Source organism: Chryseobacterium sp. PTM-20240506 (assembly GCF_048296755.1).
Taxonomy (GTDB): Bacteria; Bacteroidota; Bacteroidia; order Flavobacteriales; family Weeksellaceae; genus Chryseobacterium; species Chryseobacterium proteolyticum.
In genome coordinates, this window is the sequence record NZ_CP182581.1 from 1101559 (window position 1) to 1118756 (window position 17198).

Sequence of the window (17198 nt, forward strand, 5' to 3'; positions counted from 1 at the left end):
CCTCATCTGATAAAACAAAAGCGGAACAAATGTTCCGCTTTTTATTTTTCATTTTTTAATCTTCAATACTAAAATCTACTTTTTCATCCAACTTAGGGTATTTGGTAGCGCACACAAATTTCTTTCCCGTACAATCTATTTCAAGCCATCCCTTTCTTTTCTTTACTTCTCCTACCTCCATAACAAATGGAATAAAAGACAAATCATCTTTTCCTTCTTCTTTAATTTCTCTGTACTGAACTGCGATATCTAAAATACAATGATGATCTGTATTCAGTTTTACATTTCTGTAGATAATATCGTAGTGGCTTTCTTTATTCTCCGGAATATCGAGGTAAGATTCCCAGCCTGTAATATCAGAATTAAGTTCACTGATTGCTTTTAAAGCATAGAATAATGCTATAGTATAATATTTTCTTGTTCCTGTCCTTGTGTAATCATCTACAAAGTGTCCTCCCTCAAATAGAATCGTAGGCATTCCTGCTTTAATAAAATTATCACCGGTTGATGTTGGATAAAACTCATCAGAATATCTTCCAATCTGATTAGGAATTAAATCTTTTAAATGATTGTATATCCTTCCAATCACTGCCATACATTTTTTTCTGTTGTCCGTAACGGTGCGCTCTTCATTTTCAGAGGGAGCCAAAAACGAAAGTGTGGCTGGATGGATTCCATCTGTTGTAAAAATAGTCCTTTGCTCATGTAAATTCAGAGCATAATCATATTGGTTTGCAGATACTGTATTCTTAAGGAACTTAATCTCTTTACTGGCCTCATTATGAAAATCCCTGTTAAGGTCTATATCCGTTGCATTTAGCCTTGTCCATCTTTCAGAGCCATCAGGATTTAGCATAAAGATAAAGTCAAGTTTGATCTTGCTGAATAAATCTTCCTTCATTTCAGGATATTTATCAAGACTTACCAGTAAGTCAAGCATAGCATGGGTAGCGTTTGATTCATTTCCATGCATTTGCGACCATGCCAGTATTTTAATAGGTCCACTGCCAATACTTAATTTATAAATGGGCTTCTCCAAATACGATCTTCCGATCTCTGTAATATATTCGCTGAGATTCGTCTGTAGGTAAAAAAATAATTTTTCAGGGGAAATATAGCGATTAGGAAAATTTGGATTTTGAAGATAGATCTGTTCAAAGTTCATTTCATAATAATTTACATGAGTCAAAATTAGCCATTTTTAAAGAGAAAATAAAATTAACATTTGTAACTTTATTAAACAATGTAAATTGCCATAATGTCTGTGGATAAAATTGTGGATTGCTAATAATTTAATATAATATTATTAAGTAATTTAAAATCAAATATTTACTACGATTATCTAAATGCTTATTTTAAATTTACTTGAAGTGGTCAATTCCCTATTTATCCTCAATTGAGGGTAATGTGATTAAACACAGTAAGATGTGGAAAACATAAATTTCCCGCCTTGTATACAAATGTAAATTGTGGATTATTTTCTTATTTTTTTTGATTTCCGTCATTAAATAGGACAGATAAAAAGTCATTTTATTATATAGTAATGCATTGAGGAATTTTCAGATTAATCTTAATCAGTTTCTCATAAGAAATTGCCATTAATAGACACTTAGCGTTTAAATTTGAGTATAACTTCATATTATATATGGTTGAAATCAGGCATTTATCATTGGTCCTACTCCAGCGTCATTCAAAAAGACAATAAATAGTGATAAATAGAGCCTTATCAGAAGATTAATACTAATTTTTGAACAGCATCCTATTAACAGGAAATTTATTGACTTCTTATTTTAAGTATATATCACTAAAATCAGATATGAGGATAAATTGTTGAATAAAAATTATAGTAGAATTTATGAGTAATATAATATGTTGTTTATCAGCAATATACCTATTTACTTTTGTATATTATGAATGCAAATAATTATTTACATTTGTATTTTGCATTTGTAAATTTATTATTTACATTTGTAAAACAATTAAAAGCTTATTTTCATGAGTTTAAATGAAAGAATTTCTAAAGTTATCGAGTATTCAAGACTTACTCCTTCTGAATTCGCAGATGAGATCGATGTACAGCGATCTTCCATTTCTCATATCACTTCCGGAAGGAACAAACCTTCTTTGGAATTTATTATAAAAATAAAATCCCATTTCCCTGAAATCCTTTGGGATTGGTTAGTCAATGGCGAAGGTGAAATGCTCAAATCAGCCTTACCCGAAACTTCAGTTCCGGAACCAGATGAACCGGATGAAGAAAAGTTAAAGCCTACTTCTCTCCCTGATCTGTTTACCATGATGAACGATGATGAAGATTTCGGCATTGATGAAGATGAAATTGTTCCCCAAAAACAACCCCTTCGAGAATCTCCTATACCGTACAAGGTTAAAGCTCAGGAAAAAATAAACGATTCTCAGCGATTAGAGAATTCAAATGAGAGAATTATTAATCAAGTAATTGAAAATCAACAAATTAAGATAAAAAGAATCGTTTTGTTTTATGAAAACGGAAAATTCGAAAGTTTTGAGCCATAAAAAGCCTGATCTACGAATTTGATCAGGCTAAAAATAGTTTAAGAAAAAACTAAACCTATTGTTTTAAAAGTTTAGTCATTTTTGTAATCTCATTACTTTTAATTTTTAAAATATAATTTCCTGTAGGAAGTTCAGAAACATTATATTCTTCTGAACCTTTTAGTGTTTTCACTAACTTTCCTGATACATCAATTACTTCCACACTGCTGATCTTAATCTTTTCGGGATTACTAATTTTAAAAATATCTTTTACAGGGTTGGGATAAACCTGTATCCTGTTATCATATTGCATCACTTCATTAGTTCCCAATGTTGTTGATGTAAATGTTATTATAAAGGGCATATCAACAGTATAATCAGGTGCTGTTGTAGGATTGCCATCATCTATTAATGAAATCCATGTTCCTGCTACGGCATTATTTTGTTTAGCATTAAAGCTGGCAAGCCCTCTGCTTCCTGGTATAGTAACAGAAGGTAAAAAACCTGCATTTGCTGTAATTGCGTTTTGTAATTGATATTTTATCCAATAAGTGCCAGCGTTTAAAGTAACAGGTGTACTTGCCGTAATTTTCCAAATTTTCCTTGTTGTCCCTGGTACAGAAGCTGAAGTAGGTACTGCACTATTAAATATTCTATATGTATTATAATCTACCCCTGTAGTATATCTATTAGTTGTATCATTCCCAAAAACACTTACCGCACCTGACACAGAAGGATCAGAACTGAATATATTTACCCTTACTGTATTAAAAGGAGATGTTGTTCCTGTATATCCGGTTTGATAAGCAAAAAAATCTATCGTACTAATTTGCCATTGAGCACCGGGAGGAATTGTAAAATCATCTGCAATAAAAAAGCTACTTGTGGTTGAACTATAAGTCCCTCCATAGCCCGAACTTGTATTGGACTCTGTTGTATTTCCTGTATTATTCTGAACTTCAGACCATGTGTATCCAGCAGGTGCAGTAACACCGCTTTTCGAAGTAGTTCCGGTACTTAAACCTCCATTAGTGTAGGTTTGTGCTAAGGTAAAATTTGCTATTGTGATGATAGCAATAAGTAAAATTTTTCTCATTTATTTTATTTTTAATGTGTTAACCAAATATATTAAATCAATAAATAATTAACAATAAAAATAAAATAATATTAAATTATTTTCATCAAAAAGTCTTATTCCACTAAATCCACCTTAATAATGCGAATAAAAAAACCTCACTATTGGTGAGGTTTATTATTTTTTAAATAATTGGTATTAATTATTTACTGTTTTTTCTTCTTTCTAATTCTTTCTTTAACAGTCCCAGTTCTCTACCGGTCTGCCCGGCCACAGAAGTGTTTTCCTGAGCTCGTCTGGTCAAATAAGGAACTACGTCTTTTACTGGACCATAAGGAAGGTATTTAGCCACATTATAGCCTTTATCTGATAAAGCGAATGTAATATTATCACTCATCCCGTAAAGTTGCCCAAAATACACATGAGGATTACCCGTTTCCAGAGATTTTGTTTTCATTTTATCCATAACCAACTCGGAAGAGATCTCATTGTGGGTTCCAAAAAATGCTGAAACTTTATCTAAATGATTCATTACAAAATCAATTCCTGCATTATAGTTCCTATCAGTTGCTTCTTTATTAGGCTGGATAGGATCTGCATATCCCTTTTGTTCTGCTCTGGCTCTTTCCTTTTCCATGTAAGCCCCACGCACTATTTTATATCCGATAAAATAATTCTTTTCTCGGGCTCTTTGCAAATGGCTTTCCATGTATTCCAGCCTTCCGGTTCTGTACATCTGAATCGTATTCCAAACAATTGGTTTTTCTTTGTTGTACTTTTCCATCATCTCTTCACAAAGATGATCTGCAGCATCCTGCATCCATGTTTCTTCTGCATCAACCATTACTTTCTTATCGTTCTCATGACAAAGCTTACAAACCTCATCAAACCTTCTTACCACTCTTTCCCATTCTTCTTTCTGGCTGGTCGTTAGCTCTGCGTTTTTACCAACTGCTTCATACAGATCAATTCTTCCAAAAGCTGTAGGCTTAAAAACAATAAATGGAATTGCCGGATTTCCTACGGAAAATCTTACAATATCCTTGATTTCCTTACATACTGCATCAAAAGTTTCTTCATCTTCTTTTCCCTCAATTGAGTAATCGAAAATACTTCCAACCCCTCTTTTAAATAATTGCTTTACCACTTTCATGCTTTCTTCCCGTGTTTCGCCACCACAGAATTGTTCAAATAAAGTATTTTTTACAATTCCGGTTACAAACGGAAAATTATGATGAACGGTAAAATTAAGAATAGAAGTTCCAACACTGGTTAAAGCCGGTTGTTCAATCATTTTAAACATCCAATATGCTTTTCTTAATTGGGCATCTGTTTTGTCTGCAAATGCAACTTTAGTATCGTTAAAAATGGGCATTCCTTTTTATTAAATTTAATTTTGCAAAGGTAATAATAACCTTAGTCTTTTTAAAAAATATTTTTTAAAATTTACTTTCGATCCCGTTCAAAAGCATCGCAATAATTCCTACGAAGACCCAAAGTCTTAATATATTCAATGTTATGAACTTGCTTTTCCGGGAGTAGTTGAGGAGTAAATAAATACATAAAATCATAATAAACATCCCGCCGACAAAGTAATAAGCCATAAAACCTGAAACTCCGGTTCTCATAATTAGCTTCATAGACACCACCATCGTTACAATAAGCAGAGATACGATGATGATTTTAGTTGTTTTATTTTCGAAATAATTAGGAATTGTAGTATATCCAAACGCTTTATCAACGCTTTTGGTTAGTGTGTCTTTTACAATATCAATGCATAAAAGGATCAAAAAAAGGAAAATGGCCATTAAAAGAACCTTTTTGGAAAAAGTTTCATAGTATACCATCATCCCAAAGAAGGGATATAATGTAAGACTTACAAAAGTAAGGTTATTCAGCAGCAATACACGGCTTAACTTATGGCTGTAAAACCACATAAAAAACTGATAGATCAGAAAAAAAATAAATACGTTATGTGAAATAAACCAAGCAACTCCCAGGGAAATAACACTTAGTGCGAGGTACGCGTACAAGAAATATTTCTGGGCAATAAAACTTTGAATTCTTGTACGAAAAGGTTTCACCACATGGTCCTTTTCAAAATCGTAGAATTGGTTGATAATTCCTCCCGCTAGAATGCTCAGTACCGTACAGAAAATAATACCGTGAACCTTAAAATCGAAGACAAAATTTCGAAGACTTTCCTCCTGATTAAATAAGAAAAAAGTAGATACATAAAGCGCAAATGTAAGCAAGATCGCTACAAAAAACCTTGCGCCTAAAAGAAAGCCCACGAACTGTGAGAATCTATAAAATAAAGATTTAGATATATAGTTTTTTGATTGGAAAGTTTCTTTTTCAGAATTCATTCCCAATCTGTTTAAAATCTGTAAATAACCTCTTTGTTAAAACCATCAAGCATTTTTTCCGCCTTTTCATAGTCTTTGGTAAATCCAAGTATATATCCTCCGCCACCGCTTCCGCATAGCTTAAGATAATAGGCATTGGAATCCAGACCTTTCTTCCATATGTTGAAAATACTTTCCGGAATCATTGGTCGAAAATGTTCATAAGCCCAGTGTGAAAGTTTTTTCAAGTTTCTAAAGAAAGGATTCATATCCTTTTTCAGAAAAGCCTCGATACAGGCATTATTATAACGGATAAACTCCTCTTTTAATGTTTTACGGAAACCTTCTGTCTTCATTTTTTCAAAGAAAATCTGAATCATCGGGCCGGTTTCTCCGGTCATTCCGGAATCTATAAGGAAGATTGCTCCTTTTCCTTCTTCCCCTTCAGGAATAGCAACCCTATCGAGATTTTCTTTGTTTTCGATAAGGATGGGAAGATTCATATAACAGATTAAAGGATCCATTCCTGAGCTTTTGCCGTGAAAATAGCTTTCCATTTCTCCAAAAACAGCTTTCAGTTTTTTAAGATTTTCTTTGGAAATATTCTCCGGGTTAAGCTTATTCATAGAATAACGTTCAAAAATAGCAGCTACTAAAGCCCCTGAACTTCCTACCCCATATCCCTGAGGAATATTAGAATCAAAGAAAAGTCCATTTGAAATATCTTTTTTAAAACTTTCTATATTAAGTTGGAAGTCATCAGAAAGATTAAGATCCGCAAGAAAATCAGAATATTTCTGCAGATGCTGATTTGATTTCAATTCAAATTCAGAATTCAGATCAGAGAATTTTAAAGCTCCTTTATAGAAACTATAAGGTACCACAAGCCCCTGGGAATCTTCTATCATCCCATATTCTCCAAACAGAATTATTTTTGCGTAAAATAGAGGGTTCGTCATCTTGACAATAAATCTTTTTGCAAATTTAAGATTATTCTGCTGAATATAATCAAAATCCGGGCCGAATTACAATATTTTTTGAACAATAATGGATTTGTAACCATAAGCCTTATTCATACTTCCAACCTGATCAACCCAATAAAAAAGCCTGATTTGATCAGGCTTTTTTATTGGGTATTATTGTTTTATTAATTTCTTTATTACCGTCTGTTTTTCCGTTTCTACAGAAACTACATAATTTCCTGTTTGTATTGATGAAATATTAACTTCTGATTTATTTCCCTTTAATGAATCGGATGACAATACTAACCTTCCTGCTTCATCGTACATTTTATAGGATCTGAGGTTTTCCTTGGCTGAAATGACAATCATATTCTTTGCTGGGTTAGGATAAATATTCACGGTATTGTCTTTTGTACTTACATCTTCAATACCTAGAACAGCACATGAAAAACCTGCTTTCCAGCCACTTCCTGTTTCAGCAGGATCCGATACAAACCTTACAGTAATAGCACCTGTAGCATGAGTAGAAGTAAATACTCCCGGCAATGTATTCCCAGTTAAAGTCCCATTAGCAAACAAAGGTGAAGTCGTTGAAGGACCATTATAAATATACATATAATCATAGTCTTCTTCCAGTTCAAGTTCTGTAAAAGTCATGCTGAGTGCCGAGCCGGAACTCGGATAAAAAGTTTTTACAATAGTTTCATTATTACCATAAGCACCATTCACCCCTCCTGTATCCGTAAATAATATACCTCCACACCAATTGGCATCTGTTAGAAATAACTGGGATCTTTGAAAAGCATTTGATCCCGAACAACCCGATCCTACAAAAAGTCTGTAGTAAGTGGCCGGTTGAAGGTTCGCTAAATTAATATTTTGAGTGGTTGTATTTCCTGATGTTACAACTGTCCCGTCCATTGTTGTCAATTTATACTTCCATGAAGTAGAAGTTCCATCCGTAATAGTAGCATTTGCTGTATTTGTAGTAACATTAGAAATATTCATAGCCGTAATGCTAAGCGCACAAGGTGTTGTACAGTTGGTTCCCAGACAAGGTTTGGAGTCGACGGTATTCCTGATTAGTGCTGCAGGCTGAGGACCAAATCCATTACTAAAACTTATTCCCACCCCTGAAACCAGGTGACAATAACTCATGATCGTACCCTTTACCGTGGTGGCCGGAATCGGGCCTGTGCAGCCTTCACTATACCCAGCTTGTGCACCACATCCGTCTATTGCTGTTCCATTACCATTCCATGCACAAGCATGGGTATGGGGAGAACCTAAACTATGTCCCATTTCATGAGTCATTGCTTGGATAGTCCATGAATAAACAGGAACATTGGAATAGGTCTGAGAGATGCCCGAATATGCATATTTGTTTCCCGTGCAAAGTGAATTGAGATAGGCAATACTCGTTGTAGCCGGAGCATTTACTAAATGAGCAAGATCTCCATTAAAAGTAGGCCTGTTTGTTCTGAAGCTGCTAAGATTAGCACCAGGAGTTCCTGTATAAGGATCCGCAGTAGTCCAGATAAAAATTTCATTAAGGGCTACTTTTATATCATCATTATTATAAAGTGTTGCGATATTGTTATGAACAGCCGTAAGCCAATTCGTTACCGTTGTTGTATTGGAGCCGTTATTTTGATAAGGAGCAAAACAAACTTCATAATAAATCCGGACACAGTTTTCAGTAACAGCTTTATTAACAGTAGCAGGATCAAATGATGTCTTTTGAACCTGATTTTCTTTTAACTCGTCTACTCCACAAACAAAAGGATTCGTGTCTGTAAGTTTTGACTCAGAATAGCTTACAAAATCTTCCGAATTCTTTATTTTTCCGACAATAACATTTCCTAATTCAGAGGATGAAGCTACTCCAACTACATCATCTTCAAAGAAGCTAAAAGCAACGATCGAAGAATTATCTCCCTTAATGATACCTCTGTAATACGCTCCAGGGTTATATGGCACAATTTCCCCTGTATTGGTGGTTACTTTAAAGTTATCTGTAAAAATCTGATGCTTGTAAAGCTCTACGGTAAGCTTTTTATCTCCTTCGAAAGGAAATGAAATTTCAATAGATTCAGGCTTGTCTCTGACCAACTTTTTTAGATTTACAGAATGGATAGTCATTGCAGTAATATCTGTGGCTGCCCTTTTATATTCCTCCATTTTAGGTGAAGTTCTATTAATATTGAAAAGATCATATTTCTCAAAGTGTTTACCTTGTTTATGATATTCTGATATTTTCTGCGAGACAGGCCTTAAATTCTGAGCAAAATTTAAGACAAAGCATAACGAAATGCTAAAAAGTAGAATTTTCTTTATCATTATTAATTTTTATACAAATAAACAAAAAAATCTACACCTAGTGATTAATCGTCATGAAAATTATTAAAATGATAAGTACAATATAACAAAAAGGCTAATTAATTAACAATATGCTTCTATCATTTTTTAGACCTTTTTAATAAAAAAGACGCTTATAAGCGTCTTTTTTATTTATGTCGTCTACAATGTATCACGATCTTTCAGCATTTTGACCTTCAGGAACCTAATCAGTATAAGGCCAACCCCAAAGAATAAAGTCATTGAAAGGGCAGCAATACGCATATTATTAAAATGCTCAATCAATGTTGCGAAAATAAATGTTCCGATAATAATGGCTATTTTTTCCAATACATCATAAAAACTAAAATAGGTTGTATTTTCCATTGAATCTTCAGGTAACAGTTTTGAATATGTTGATCTGGACATGGCCTGAAGCCCGCCCATCACTAAACCTACAACTGCTGCAACTCCATAAAATTGATATTCAACATTTGGATTTTCTTTATTTAAGAAATAGGCCCATAGACAGGCTACAATCCATAACACAATAGCGATAGAAATTACATTTTTATTTCCTATTCTCTTTGATAATCTGGAGAAAATTATAGCTCCTATAATTGCCTCGATCTGGATTACCAGAAGAGTCCCTATAAGCTTATCCTGTGCGAGATTAATTTCACTTTTACCAAATAGCGTAGCCATGAGGAAAATGGTTTGCATTCCCACACTATAAAAAAAGAAACTCGAAAGGAAAAATTTCAGATTTTTATCTTTAAAAAGCTCATTTCCTACCTTAAAAAGTTCATGAAAGCTTTCTTTGGCAATATCTTTATAAAAGCTCATATTATCTTTAAGTACCTCAAAAAAACCTCCTTGTTCTGCGTGCTTTTTGAATATATTCTTATAATTTAATAAAACCAGATCCTTTGGCAGGTTATCTTTTACATTTCCAAATTGTGGCAAATGTTTAAAAGTATACTGGGAAAAACCAAACCACCATGCTCCCGTTAATAAGAAACTTATTCTTGTAAATAAAAGTTGTTGGGCAGCACCTTTAGCGAAAACCTGAATCAGAACTAAACAAATAACAACTAAAACTACAGAACCAATATAACCGTAGACATAACCTTTTGCTGAAAGAGCATCCTGCTTATCCGGAGTTGCGATATCGGGTAAAAATGAGTTATAGAATACCAGACTTCCCCAAAATCCTACACTTGCTGTAATACTGAAAAGTAATCCTAAAAATACATTATGCATTCCTGTAAACATAGCCAATCCCATACATGAAGTAGCTCCAAGATAACAGAAGAATTGCAAAAATGATTTTTTATTTCCGATCGTATCTGCCAAAGAAGATAAAAATGGAGATAATAATACTACGATAAAGAACGATATGGTAAGTGAATATCCATACACTGCATCAGGTTGATATTCTTTTCCAAAAATCTTTATTAAATGCCTTACAGGAACATCAATCCATTGTTTTGTCTCAGTTACATACTCCTTTTTTTCATATGCGGTAGTAAGAATAGAATAATAAATAGGAAAGATGGTAGAGGTAATAACCAAAGAGTAAACAGAATTGGCCCAGTCGTACACTGCCCAAGCCTTCATTATCTTTGGATTATTCTTAATATTTTTTGGTCGTTGATTCTCTGTTTCGGACATTTCAAATATATTAGATGCACAAAAATAGAAAAACCGCTGAATATTCAGCAGTTTTTTTTATTAATTAGAATATCCTGATATATTATCAATTCTTTAAATACTATTGATATGTAGAGGTCTTGAATTATAATTACAGGTTTTAAAACAAAAATTGGAGCCTTTAAAGCTCCAATTCAAATATTTAAAAAGAATTTGAATACTAGATATTTTCAATAACAATAGCTGAAGCACCTCCACCACCATTACAGATAGCAGCAGCCCCATATTTAGCATTGTTTTGTTTTAAAACATTAATCAGAGTAACAATAATCCTTGAACCAGAGCTTCCCAGTGGATGTCCTAAAGCGACAGCCCCTCCATTTACATTTACTTTGGCGGAATCTAATCCTAAGATCTTATTATTAGCCAAACCAACGACTGAAAATGCTTCATTAAATTCAAAGAAATCGATATCTGTAAGTTCTAACCCCGCTTTTTTAAGCGCAATAGGTAAAGCTTTAGCAGGTGCTGTTGTAAAGTTTTCAGGCTCCTGAGCTGCATCAGCGTAAGAAACGATCTTCGCTAAAGGCTTAAGTCCTAATTCTTCCATTTTTTCTTTAGACACAAGAATCAAAGCTGAAGCACCGTCATTTAAAGTTGAGGCATTAGCTGCAGTTACAGTTCCTGCTTCTTTTTTAAATACTGTTGGAAGTGTTGGCAATCTGTCAAAATTAACAGCTTTATACTCTTCATCTTCAGCAAAAATTACAGGTTCTCCTTTTCTTTGAGGAATCTCAACAGATACAACCTCATCGTTGAATTTACCTTCACTCCATGCTTTAGCTGATCTTTTATAAGATTCGATAGCAAACTGGTCTTGCTCCTCTCTTGAGATAGAATAATCTGTTGCGCATTTTTCTGCGCAAACACCCATGTGAACTTTATTGTAAACATCTGTCAGACCGTCTAAAACCATTCCATCCTGCATTTTAACATCGCCTAACTTGGTTGCTATTCTTGCGTTATAATAATGAGGTACTGAAGACATATTTTCCATTCCTCCGGCAACGATTATATCTACATCACCTGCTTTAATAGCTTGTGCCGCCATTGTTACGGCTTTCATTCCTGAAGCACAAACTTTATTTACTGTTGTGGACGGAGTTTCGATAGAAAGTCCTGCTCCTAATGCCACCTGACGGGCAGGTGCCTGCCCTTCTCCTGCCTGTAATACGTTCCCCATGTAAATTTCCTGAACCAATTTCGGATCAAGACCAATTTTGTCTAATGCTCCTTTTACGGCAACAGTTCCCAGCTTTGTAGCAGGAACAGTTGATAAACTTCCCATAAAACTCCCCATTGGTGTTCTTACTGCGGAAACGATGAATACTTCTTTCATGTGTATGATTTATTTTTTTTATTGATATATGTAACCTTACGGCTTCATTTTATTTGATAGTAATTAGTTCATTTCTTCGACTTTACTAATTATAAATTCTGTCGTTTTATTATTATATTCTGAAGTAATTTTAATAAAATTACGATCAGTTTCTAAAACCCTGTTTACCATCACTTCTCCCAGCTTCATAGGGTAGCTTTCTTCAGATTTGGCTATCAGCGTAACTTTATAATTACAATCATCTACGAAATCTAATCGTGATTTTATATAGTCTTTACCTTTGTTATAATATTCTGTTTGAATATTGTCTTGTACAGTCATTACCCATTCGTCAATAGGCATATCCACACGTAAGAATTTTCCTGTTTTGATATTCTGACATTTTGCAGGTTGATCTGAAGTCAGAAAAATATTTTGCTGGGCTCTTACCTGTGATAAACTTAAGATAAAAAGCAAAATGAATAAAATGTTGAGATGTTTCATATTTTTGTTGTGTTTTTTTTAATTAATAATAAAAATGCTCCTAAAAACTCTATAATCCATCCCCATTTTAGCTTAACCACACCCGCAAATGTCTCTCTCCATGATGCAAAAGGAAGAAAACTGAAATAATTCAAAGATTGCATTTTAATGGCAACCAGCGTAAATATAAACAAAAGGATAAGTAAAAAGCCTAGAATTTGCCCCATCTTAAAACGATTATTGACCACTCCAAAAAGAGCACAAACACCCAAAATCCAGCAAATTATTGCCAGTGAGTGATCCAGCTTCCAGTAATTCCAGTTTCCAATAACAGGAACATGAACCAGCGGTAAAAAGCTTCCTGCGATTACTAATAATGATCCTATTAACTGAATATTTTTCATAATTCTTAAAATGCCAAAATACAAAAAAAAACACACTTATAAAAGCGTGTTCAATATCATGATATCCTATTAAAAATCAAAACATTAAATTGAAAATTTCTAAACCTATTTGTATTCCGTTTTTGTTTTTCATCAGGGCATCATCATTAAAAATAGGAGTAAGATCTTTTTTAACATACAAACTAATCCCTCGATAGCCTATACTGAGTTTTGTTCCAAAAAGGAAAGGATTCATCCCATCTTCTATCCTCTGTTTAAAAATATTCCTTTTTGACTCTTCATTGGAATATCTGTATTTTATTTTACTTCCGATTTTTACGCCTCCATATACACCGAGACCTACTCTAAACTGTGGCTGACTGTTATCCAGAAATTTTTCACCACCATAATTTACGTACTTAGGATTTAATACAAACTGCACTTCAAGAGGAATTTCAATATATTCTGCCTTTAATTGTGAAGATTTCAGATTACCCATCGTAAAAGGTCTTTGAAAGAGTTTTCCATCAGCTTGTGCAAAAACCATTGGTTTCTTCACATTATAGATATCCGATCTCAACCCAACTCCAAAATTCAGCAATACGGGGCTGGCATTACTTCCTGCCTGCACTTCAAATCTAAACTGATAAGAAAGAGACCCTGACTTTCCTGAACGGAGTTCTTCAGAATCGTTAGAAAAATTAAACGGAGCAGACTTATCTGTAAGATTTAAAAAGCCTCCACCAATAAGAACCCCTGCATGATTTAAAAGACGTTTCATATCTGTTTTTTTCTCATCAATACTTTTACCCAGAACAGATTTTCTTACTTTCTCTTTTGTTATATCCTCAAAGCTTTCTTTTTCAGCATCAACCTTTTCATTAATACTATTTTCATACTTCACCGCAATTTCACCATTCATTTTTTTCTTATCATCAGCAGAAATCTTTCCATCCTTAAAGTCTTTATCAACAGCATCAAGCTCTCCATTCATTTTTGTCTTTTCTGAAGTAATAATGCTGTCGATTTTTGCAGTATAATTATTAATTTTTTCTTTCAAAGTTTCCCGGGAACGGGAATCGTAATAATTCCCTGATTTTTCCTGTGAAAAAGCCATTACAGAAGCAGTCATCATGATGGCAGAAATTAGAGCTTTATTTTTCATTTTTCTTGTTTTTATTAATTATTCCAGCTGTCCAGCTGCATTTGAGTTGGATGATATATTGTGATTATAAGTCGAAATTGTTTTAATCTGTTTTGGTATGGACAGTGACTCCTAATGTTACAGCCGCTTTTGAAAGGTGCGGTTTTAGTTTATCCAATTCAATTCTTATGTACGGTCCTTTTTCCAGGTTTCCTTGTATTTTATCATATTCTCTTCCAACAAGTAAGTCTGAAGCCTCTATATATTTTGCAGTTTTTTTCTCAGTTTTTTGATTAACCGTACCTAATTTATTTTCAGATATCTTTTCTTCCTCGGGAATTACAAGATCAACAGGCTTTATTTGAACGCCAGATGCTATAGGATGAAGATCGTGATCTGCTTCATAATTTGACACTTTAATATCCTTTGTAATAGCCCTATTATGATCACGATTGGATGTGATACTATCTACTCTTTCCTTCTCTTTACCATTTGTTGCAATACTACGATCAACAATATCCGAAGATATAGCAGAATGATCCAGATGCTCATTCCGGAATGCTAACTCTGGTTTATTATCTAAAGTCTCAGTTTTCTCGTTTGACTTGTCATGGGCAATTATATGTGCAGTTTTTGTCCTGTCTATATTAAAATAAACAAGAATTCCTGAAGATAATAAGAACAGAATAATTGCTGCATATTTCCACCACTTATAAGGCGATGAAACAGGTAGATTTTCAACTGAAATATCTGCTTCATCCAAACCTGCTTCTATTTTGTTCCAAAGATCATGAGATGGCTTTATCTCCATTTCTTCATATCCGGATTTTAATTTATTCAGCATTTTGTTTTTCATTTTCTTTAGTTTTAAAAAATTCAACCAGCCACCTTTTAGCTTTGTTTAACTGACTCTTACTTGTCCCTTCGGAGATATTAAGGATCTCAGCTATTTCCTGGTGCTTTTTCTCTTCAAAAACATATAAATTAAAAATAATCCTATACCCTGGTGGCATTTTAGAAAATATTTCTTCAAGATTAATTTCTTCCAATCCTTCTTCAAAATCGTCATCAGAAAAATCATCGGCGATTTCTACATCTGCATATAAAATGTTTTTTGTTTTCCTTATAAAATTTATTGAGTCATTGATTATGATCTTTCTCAGCCAAAATGGAAAACTCTTATAATCTCTGCATTCATTCAATTTAGTAAAGCACTTTAGGAATGCATTTAATAGAATATCTTCAGCATCATGGATATTATTGGTATAAGAATTCGCAACAGCCAACATTTTACTTGAAAAAGCATCATAAAGAGCTTTTTGAGCCCTCCGATCCTGTTTTTTAGCAAGTGTAAAGTTTTCTTCTAAATTCTTCATGTTTTAGTTTCTATCTTAAAGACGTGGAAAAATACAAAAGGTTGCCTGAAAAAATAAAAAAATGCACTTTATTTCTAAAGTGCATTGTATTGTATTGTATTGTATTGTATTGTATTGTATTGTATTGTATTGTATTGATAATAAGCTTAATATTTTTTTTTAATGATTGATATGGGCTACTTCTTTAGGATCGTGTTTGTGTTTAAATAAAAGAGCAAAAAGAATAGCCAAAACTAATGCATACGCAGCAAAAGATAACCAGATATTCTGCCAGTCTTTTACCATCACAATAGAGGACAAAGTTCCATCGGAATTAACAGCTGCATTAAAAGAATTTTTCAGAATTTCTAAAAATGTCCGATTATCGGGAGTTGTTTCCAGATAAGCAGATAAATCACTTACATTAGTAAATTCACGTGTAAAGAATTTATCAATCGCCCAACCTGCCATATAACTTCCAAAAACAGCTCCAAAACCATTCGTCATCATCATAAATAAACCCTGTGCAGAAGAACGGATCTTTTTATCGGTTGTGGTCTCTACGAAAAGGGAACCTGAAATATTGAAGAAATCGAATGCCATTCCATAAACAATGCAGGAAAGAATAATCAGTGCAAGCCCATATCCTTCAGGAATTCCATATGCGAAAAAGCCAAACCTTAAAACCCAGGCAAGCATTGACATCAACATTACTTTCTTTATACCGAATTTCTTTAAAAAGAAAGGAATTGCAAGGATAAACAGTGTTTCCGAAACCTGTGAAATCGACATAATAATTGTTGATCTCTGCACCACAAAAGAATCTGCATATTTAGGAAAATGAGCAAATTCACTCAAAAATACATCACCATACGCATTGGTAAGCTGTAAGGCAGCCCCTAAAAGCATGGAAAATAAAAAGAATAATGCTGTTTTATAATTAGCAAAAAGTTTAAAGGCATTCAGTCCTAATTGCTCTGATAACGGAGCATTTATATCAATCAGTTTTTGAGGTGGGCATTTAGGTAAAGTTAATGCATAAATTCCTAATAAAATTGCAACAACGCCTCCGATATAAAATTGTCCTTCGGTTGCTTTGTTTCCTGTAAGATTTGTTATCCACATGGCTACAATAAATCCTATTGTCCCCCAAACCCGTATAGGTGGAAAGTCTTTTACAACATCCAGATTACTATTTTTCAGTATTGTATATGAAATAGAGTTGGCAAGAGCAATAGTAGGCATGTAGAAACACATAGCAGCCAGCATGACATAAAAGAATGAATTAGGGTCGCCTGTATGTGGCAAGATAAATAAGACAATTCCGTAAAGAATCTGTAAAACCGAAAAAATCCGCTCTGCATTTACCCAACGGTCTGCTATAATTCCGGTTATGGTAGGCATAAAGATAGAAGCTATCCCCATTGTTCCGAAAACAGCTCCAAACTGAGTTCCATCCCAATGTTTTGTACCGAACCAAAAATTAGCCATCGTAATCAGCCATGCACCCCAAACAAAAAACTGCAGAAAGCTGAGGATGGTAAGTCGTAATTTTAAATTCATAGT

Annotated in this window: 15 protein-coding genes; 1 reads left to right on the top strand and 14 read right to left on the bottom strand. The window is 33.7% G+C overall.

Features of this window, described 5'->3' with window-relative positions; genetic code table 11:
• Positions 1 to 55: 55 nt before the first annotated feature.
• Positions 56 to 1165 (bottom strand): M14 family zinc carboxypeptidase, encoded by a 1110-nt coding sequence (locus tag ACNFU2_RS04790; RefSeq protein ID WP_418123947.1) that lies wholly within the window; start codon positions 1163 to 1165, stop codon positions 56 to 58.
• A gap of 830 nt (positions 1166 to 1995) precedes the next feature.
• On the opposite strand from ACNFU2_RS04790, the gene ACNFU2_RS04795 reads away from it, so the two are divergent.
• Positions 1996 to 2535, top strand: a complete 540-nt coding sequence (locus tag ACNFU2_RS04795; RefSeq protein ID WP_418123949.1) for a helix-turn-helix transcriptional regulator — start codon at positions 1996 to 1998, stop codon at positions 2533 to 2535.
• Between the two features lie 55 nt (positions 2536 to 2590).
• Here ACNFU2_RS04795 and ACNFU2_RS04800 read toward each other — a convergent pair whose 3' ends face one another.
• The 13 genes from ACNFU2_RS04800 to ACNFU2_RS04860 form a co-directional block, all read right to left on the bottom strand.
• Positions 2591 to 3610, bottom strand: a complete 1020-nt coding sequence (locus ACNFU2_RS04800) for a T9SS type A sorting domain-containing protein (RefSeq protein ID WP_273648180.1) — start codon at positions 3608 to 3610, stop codon at positions 2591 to 2593.
• Between the two features lie 181 nt (positions 3611 to 3791).
• Positions 3792 to 4964, bottom strand: a complete 1173-nt coding sequence (locus ACNFU2_RS04805) for a proline dehydrogenase family protein (RefSeq protein ID WP_172278440.1) — start codon at positions 4962 to 4964, stop codon at positions 3792 to 3794.
• Between the two features lie 64 nt (positions 4965 to 5028).
• Positions 5029 to 5958, bottom strand: coding sequence for a UbiA family prenyltransferase (locus ACNFU2_RS04810; RefSeq protein ID WP_172278442.1), 930 nt, complete (start codon positions 5956 to 5958; stop codon positions 5029 to 5031).
• An 11-nt stretch (positions 5959 to 5969) separates the two neighbouring features.
• Entirely contained in the window at positions 5970 to 6896 is a 927-nt protein-coding gene (locus tag ACNFU2_RS04815) for a mevalonate kinase (RefSeq protein ID WP_273648182.1), read from the bottom strand.
• A 177-nt stretch (positions 6897 to 7073) separates the two neighbouring features.
• Positions 7074 to 9239, bottom strand: coding sequence for a T9SS type A sorting domain-containing protein (locus ACNFU2_RS04820; RefSeq protein ID WP_273648183.1), 2166 nt, complete (start codon positions 9237 to 9239; stop codon positions 7074 to 7076).
• 180 nt (positions 9240 to 9419) lie between these two features.
• Positions 9420 to 10910 (bottom strand): MFS transporter, encoded by a 1491-nt coding sequence (locus ACNFU2_RS04825; RefSeq protein ID WP_273648184.1) that lies wholly within the window; start codon positions 10908 to 10910, stop codon positions 9420 to 9422.
• Between the two features lie 199 nt (positions 10911 to 11109).
• Complete coding sequence (locus ACNFU2_RS04830; RefSeq protein WP_273648185.1) at positions 11110 to 12288, bottom strand: acetyl-CoA C-acyltransferase; 1179 nt, start codon at positions 12286 to 12288, stop codon at positions 11110 to 11112.
• A gap of 63 nt (positions 12289 to 12351) precedes the next feature.
• The gene (locus tag ACNFU2_RS04835) at positions 12352 to 12771 is read right to left on the bottom strand and encodes a hypothetical protein (RefSeq protein WP_306612517.1); all 420 of its coding nucleotides are present in this window, start codon (positions 12769 to 12771) and stop codon (positions 12352 to 12354) included.
• Entirely contained in the window at positions 12768 to 13154 is a 387-nt protein-coding gene (locus tag ACNFU2_RS04840) for a hypothetical protein (RefSeq protein ID WP_172278454.1), read from the bottom strand. Before ACNFU2_RS04840 ends, ACNFU2_RS04835 begins: the two co-directional genes overlap by 4 nt.
• A gap of 76 nt (positions 13155 to 13230) precedes the next feature.
• A complete protein-coding gene (locus ACNFU2_RS04845) occupies positions 13231 to 14298 on the bottom strand; it encodes a hypothetical protein (protein WP_418123953.1) in 1068 nt (355 codons plus the stop codon).
• A gap of 82 nt (positions 14299 to 14380) precedes the next feature.
• Entirely contained in the window at positions 14381 to 15133 is a 753-nt protein-coding gene (locus ACNFU2_RS04850; protein WP_273648189.1) for a hypothetical protein, read from the bottom strand.
• Positions 15111 to 15653 carry an RNA polymerase sigma factor gene (locus tag ACNFU2_RS04855; RefSeq protein ID WP_172278460.1) on the bottom strand — a complete coding sequence of 181 codons (543 nt, stop codon included), beginning with the start codon at positions 15651 to 15653 and terminating at the stop codon, positions 15111 to 15113. The genes ACNFU2_RS04850 and ACNFU2_RS04855 overlap by 23 nt, the downstream gene beginning before the upstream one ends.
• A gap of 159 nt (positions 15654 to 15812) precedes the next feature.
• Positions 15813 to 17195 carry a nucleoside permease gene (locus tag ACNFU2_RS04860; protein ID WP_418123956.1) on the bottom strand — a complete coding sequence of 461 codons (1383 nt, stop codon included), beginning with the start codon at positions 17193 to 17195 and terminating at the stop codon, positions 15813 to 15815.
• Between the last annotated feature and the right edge of the window lie 3 nt (positions 17196 to 17198).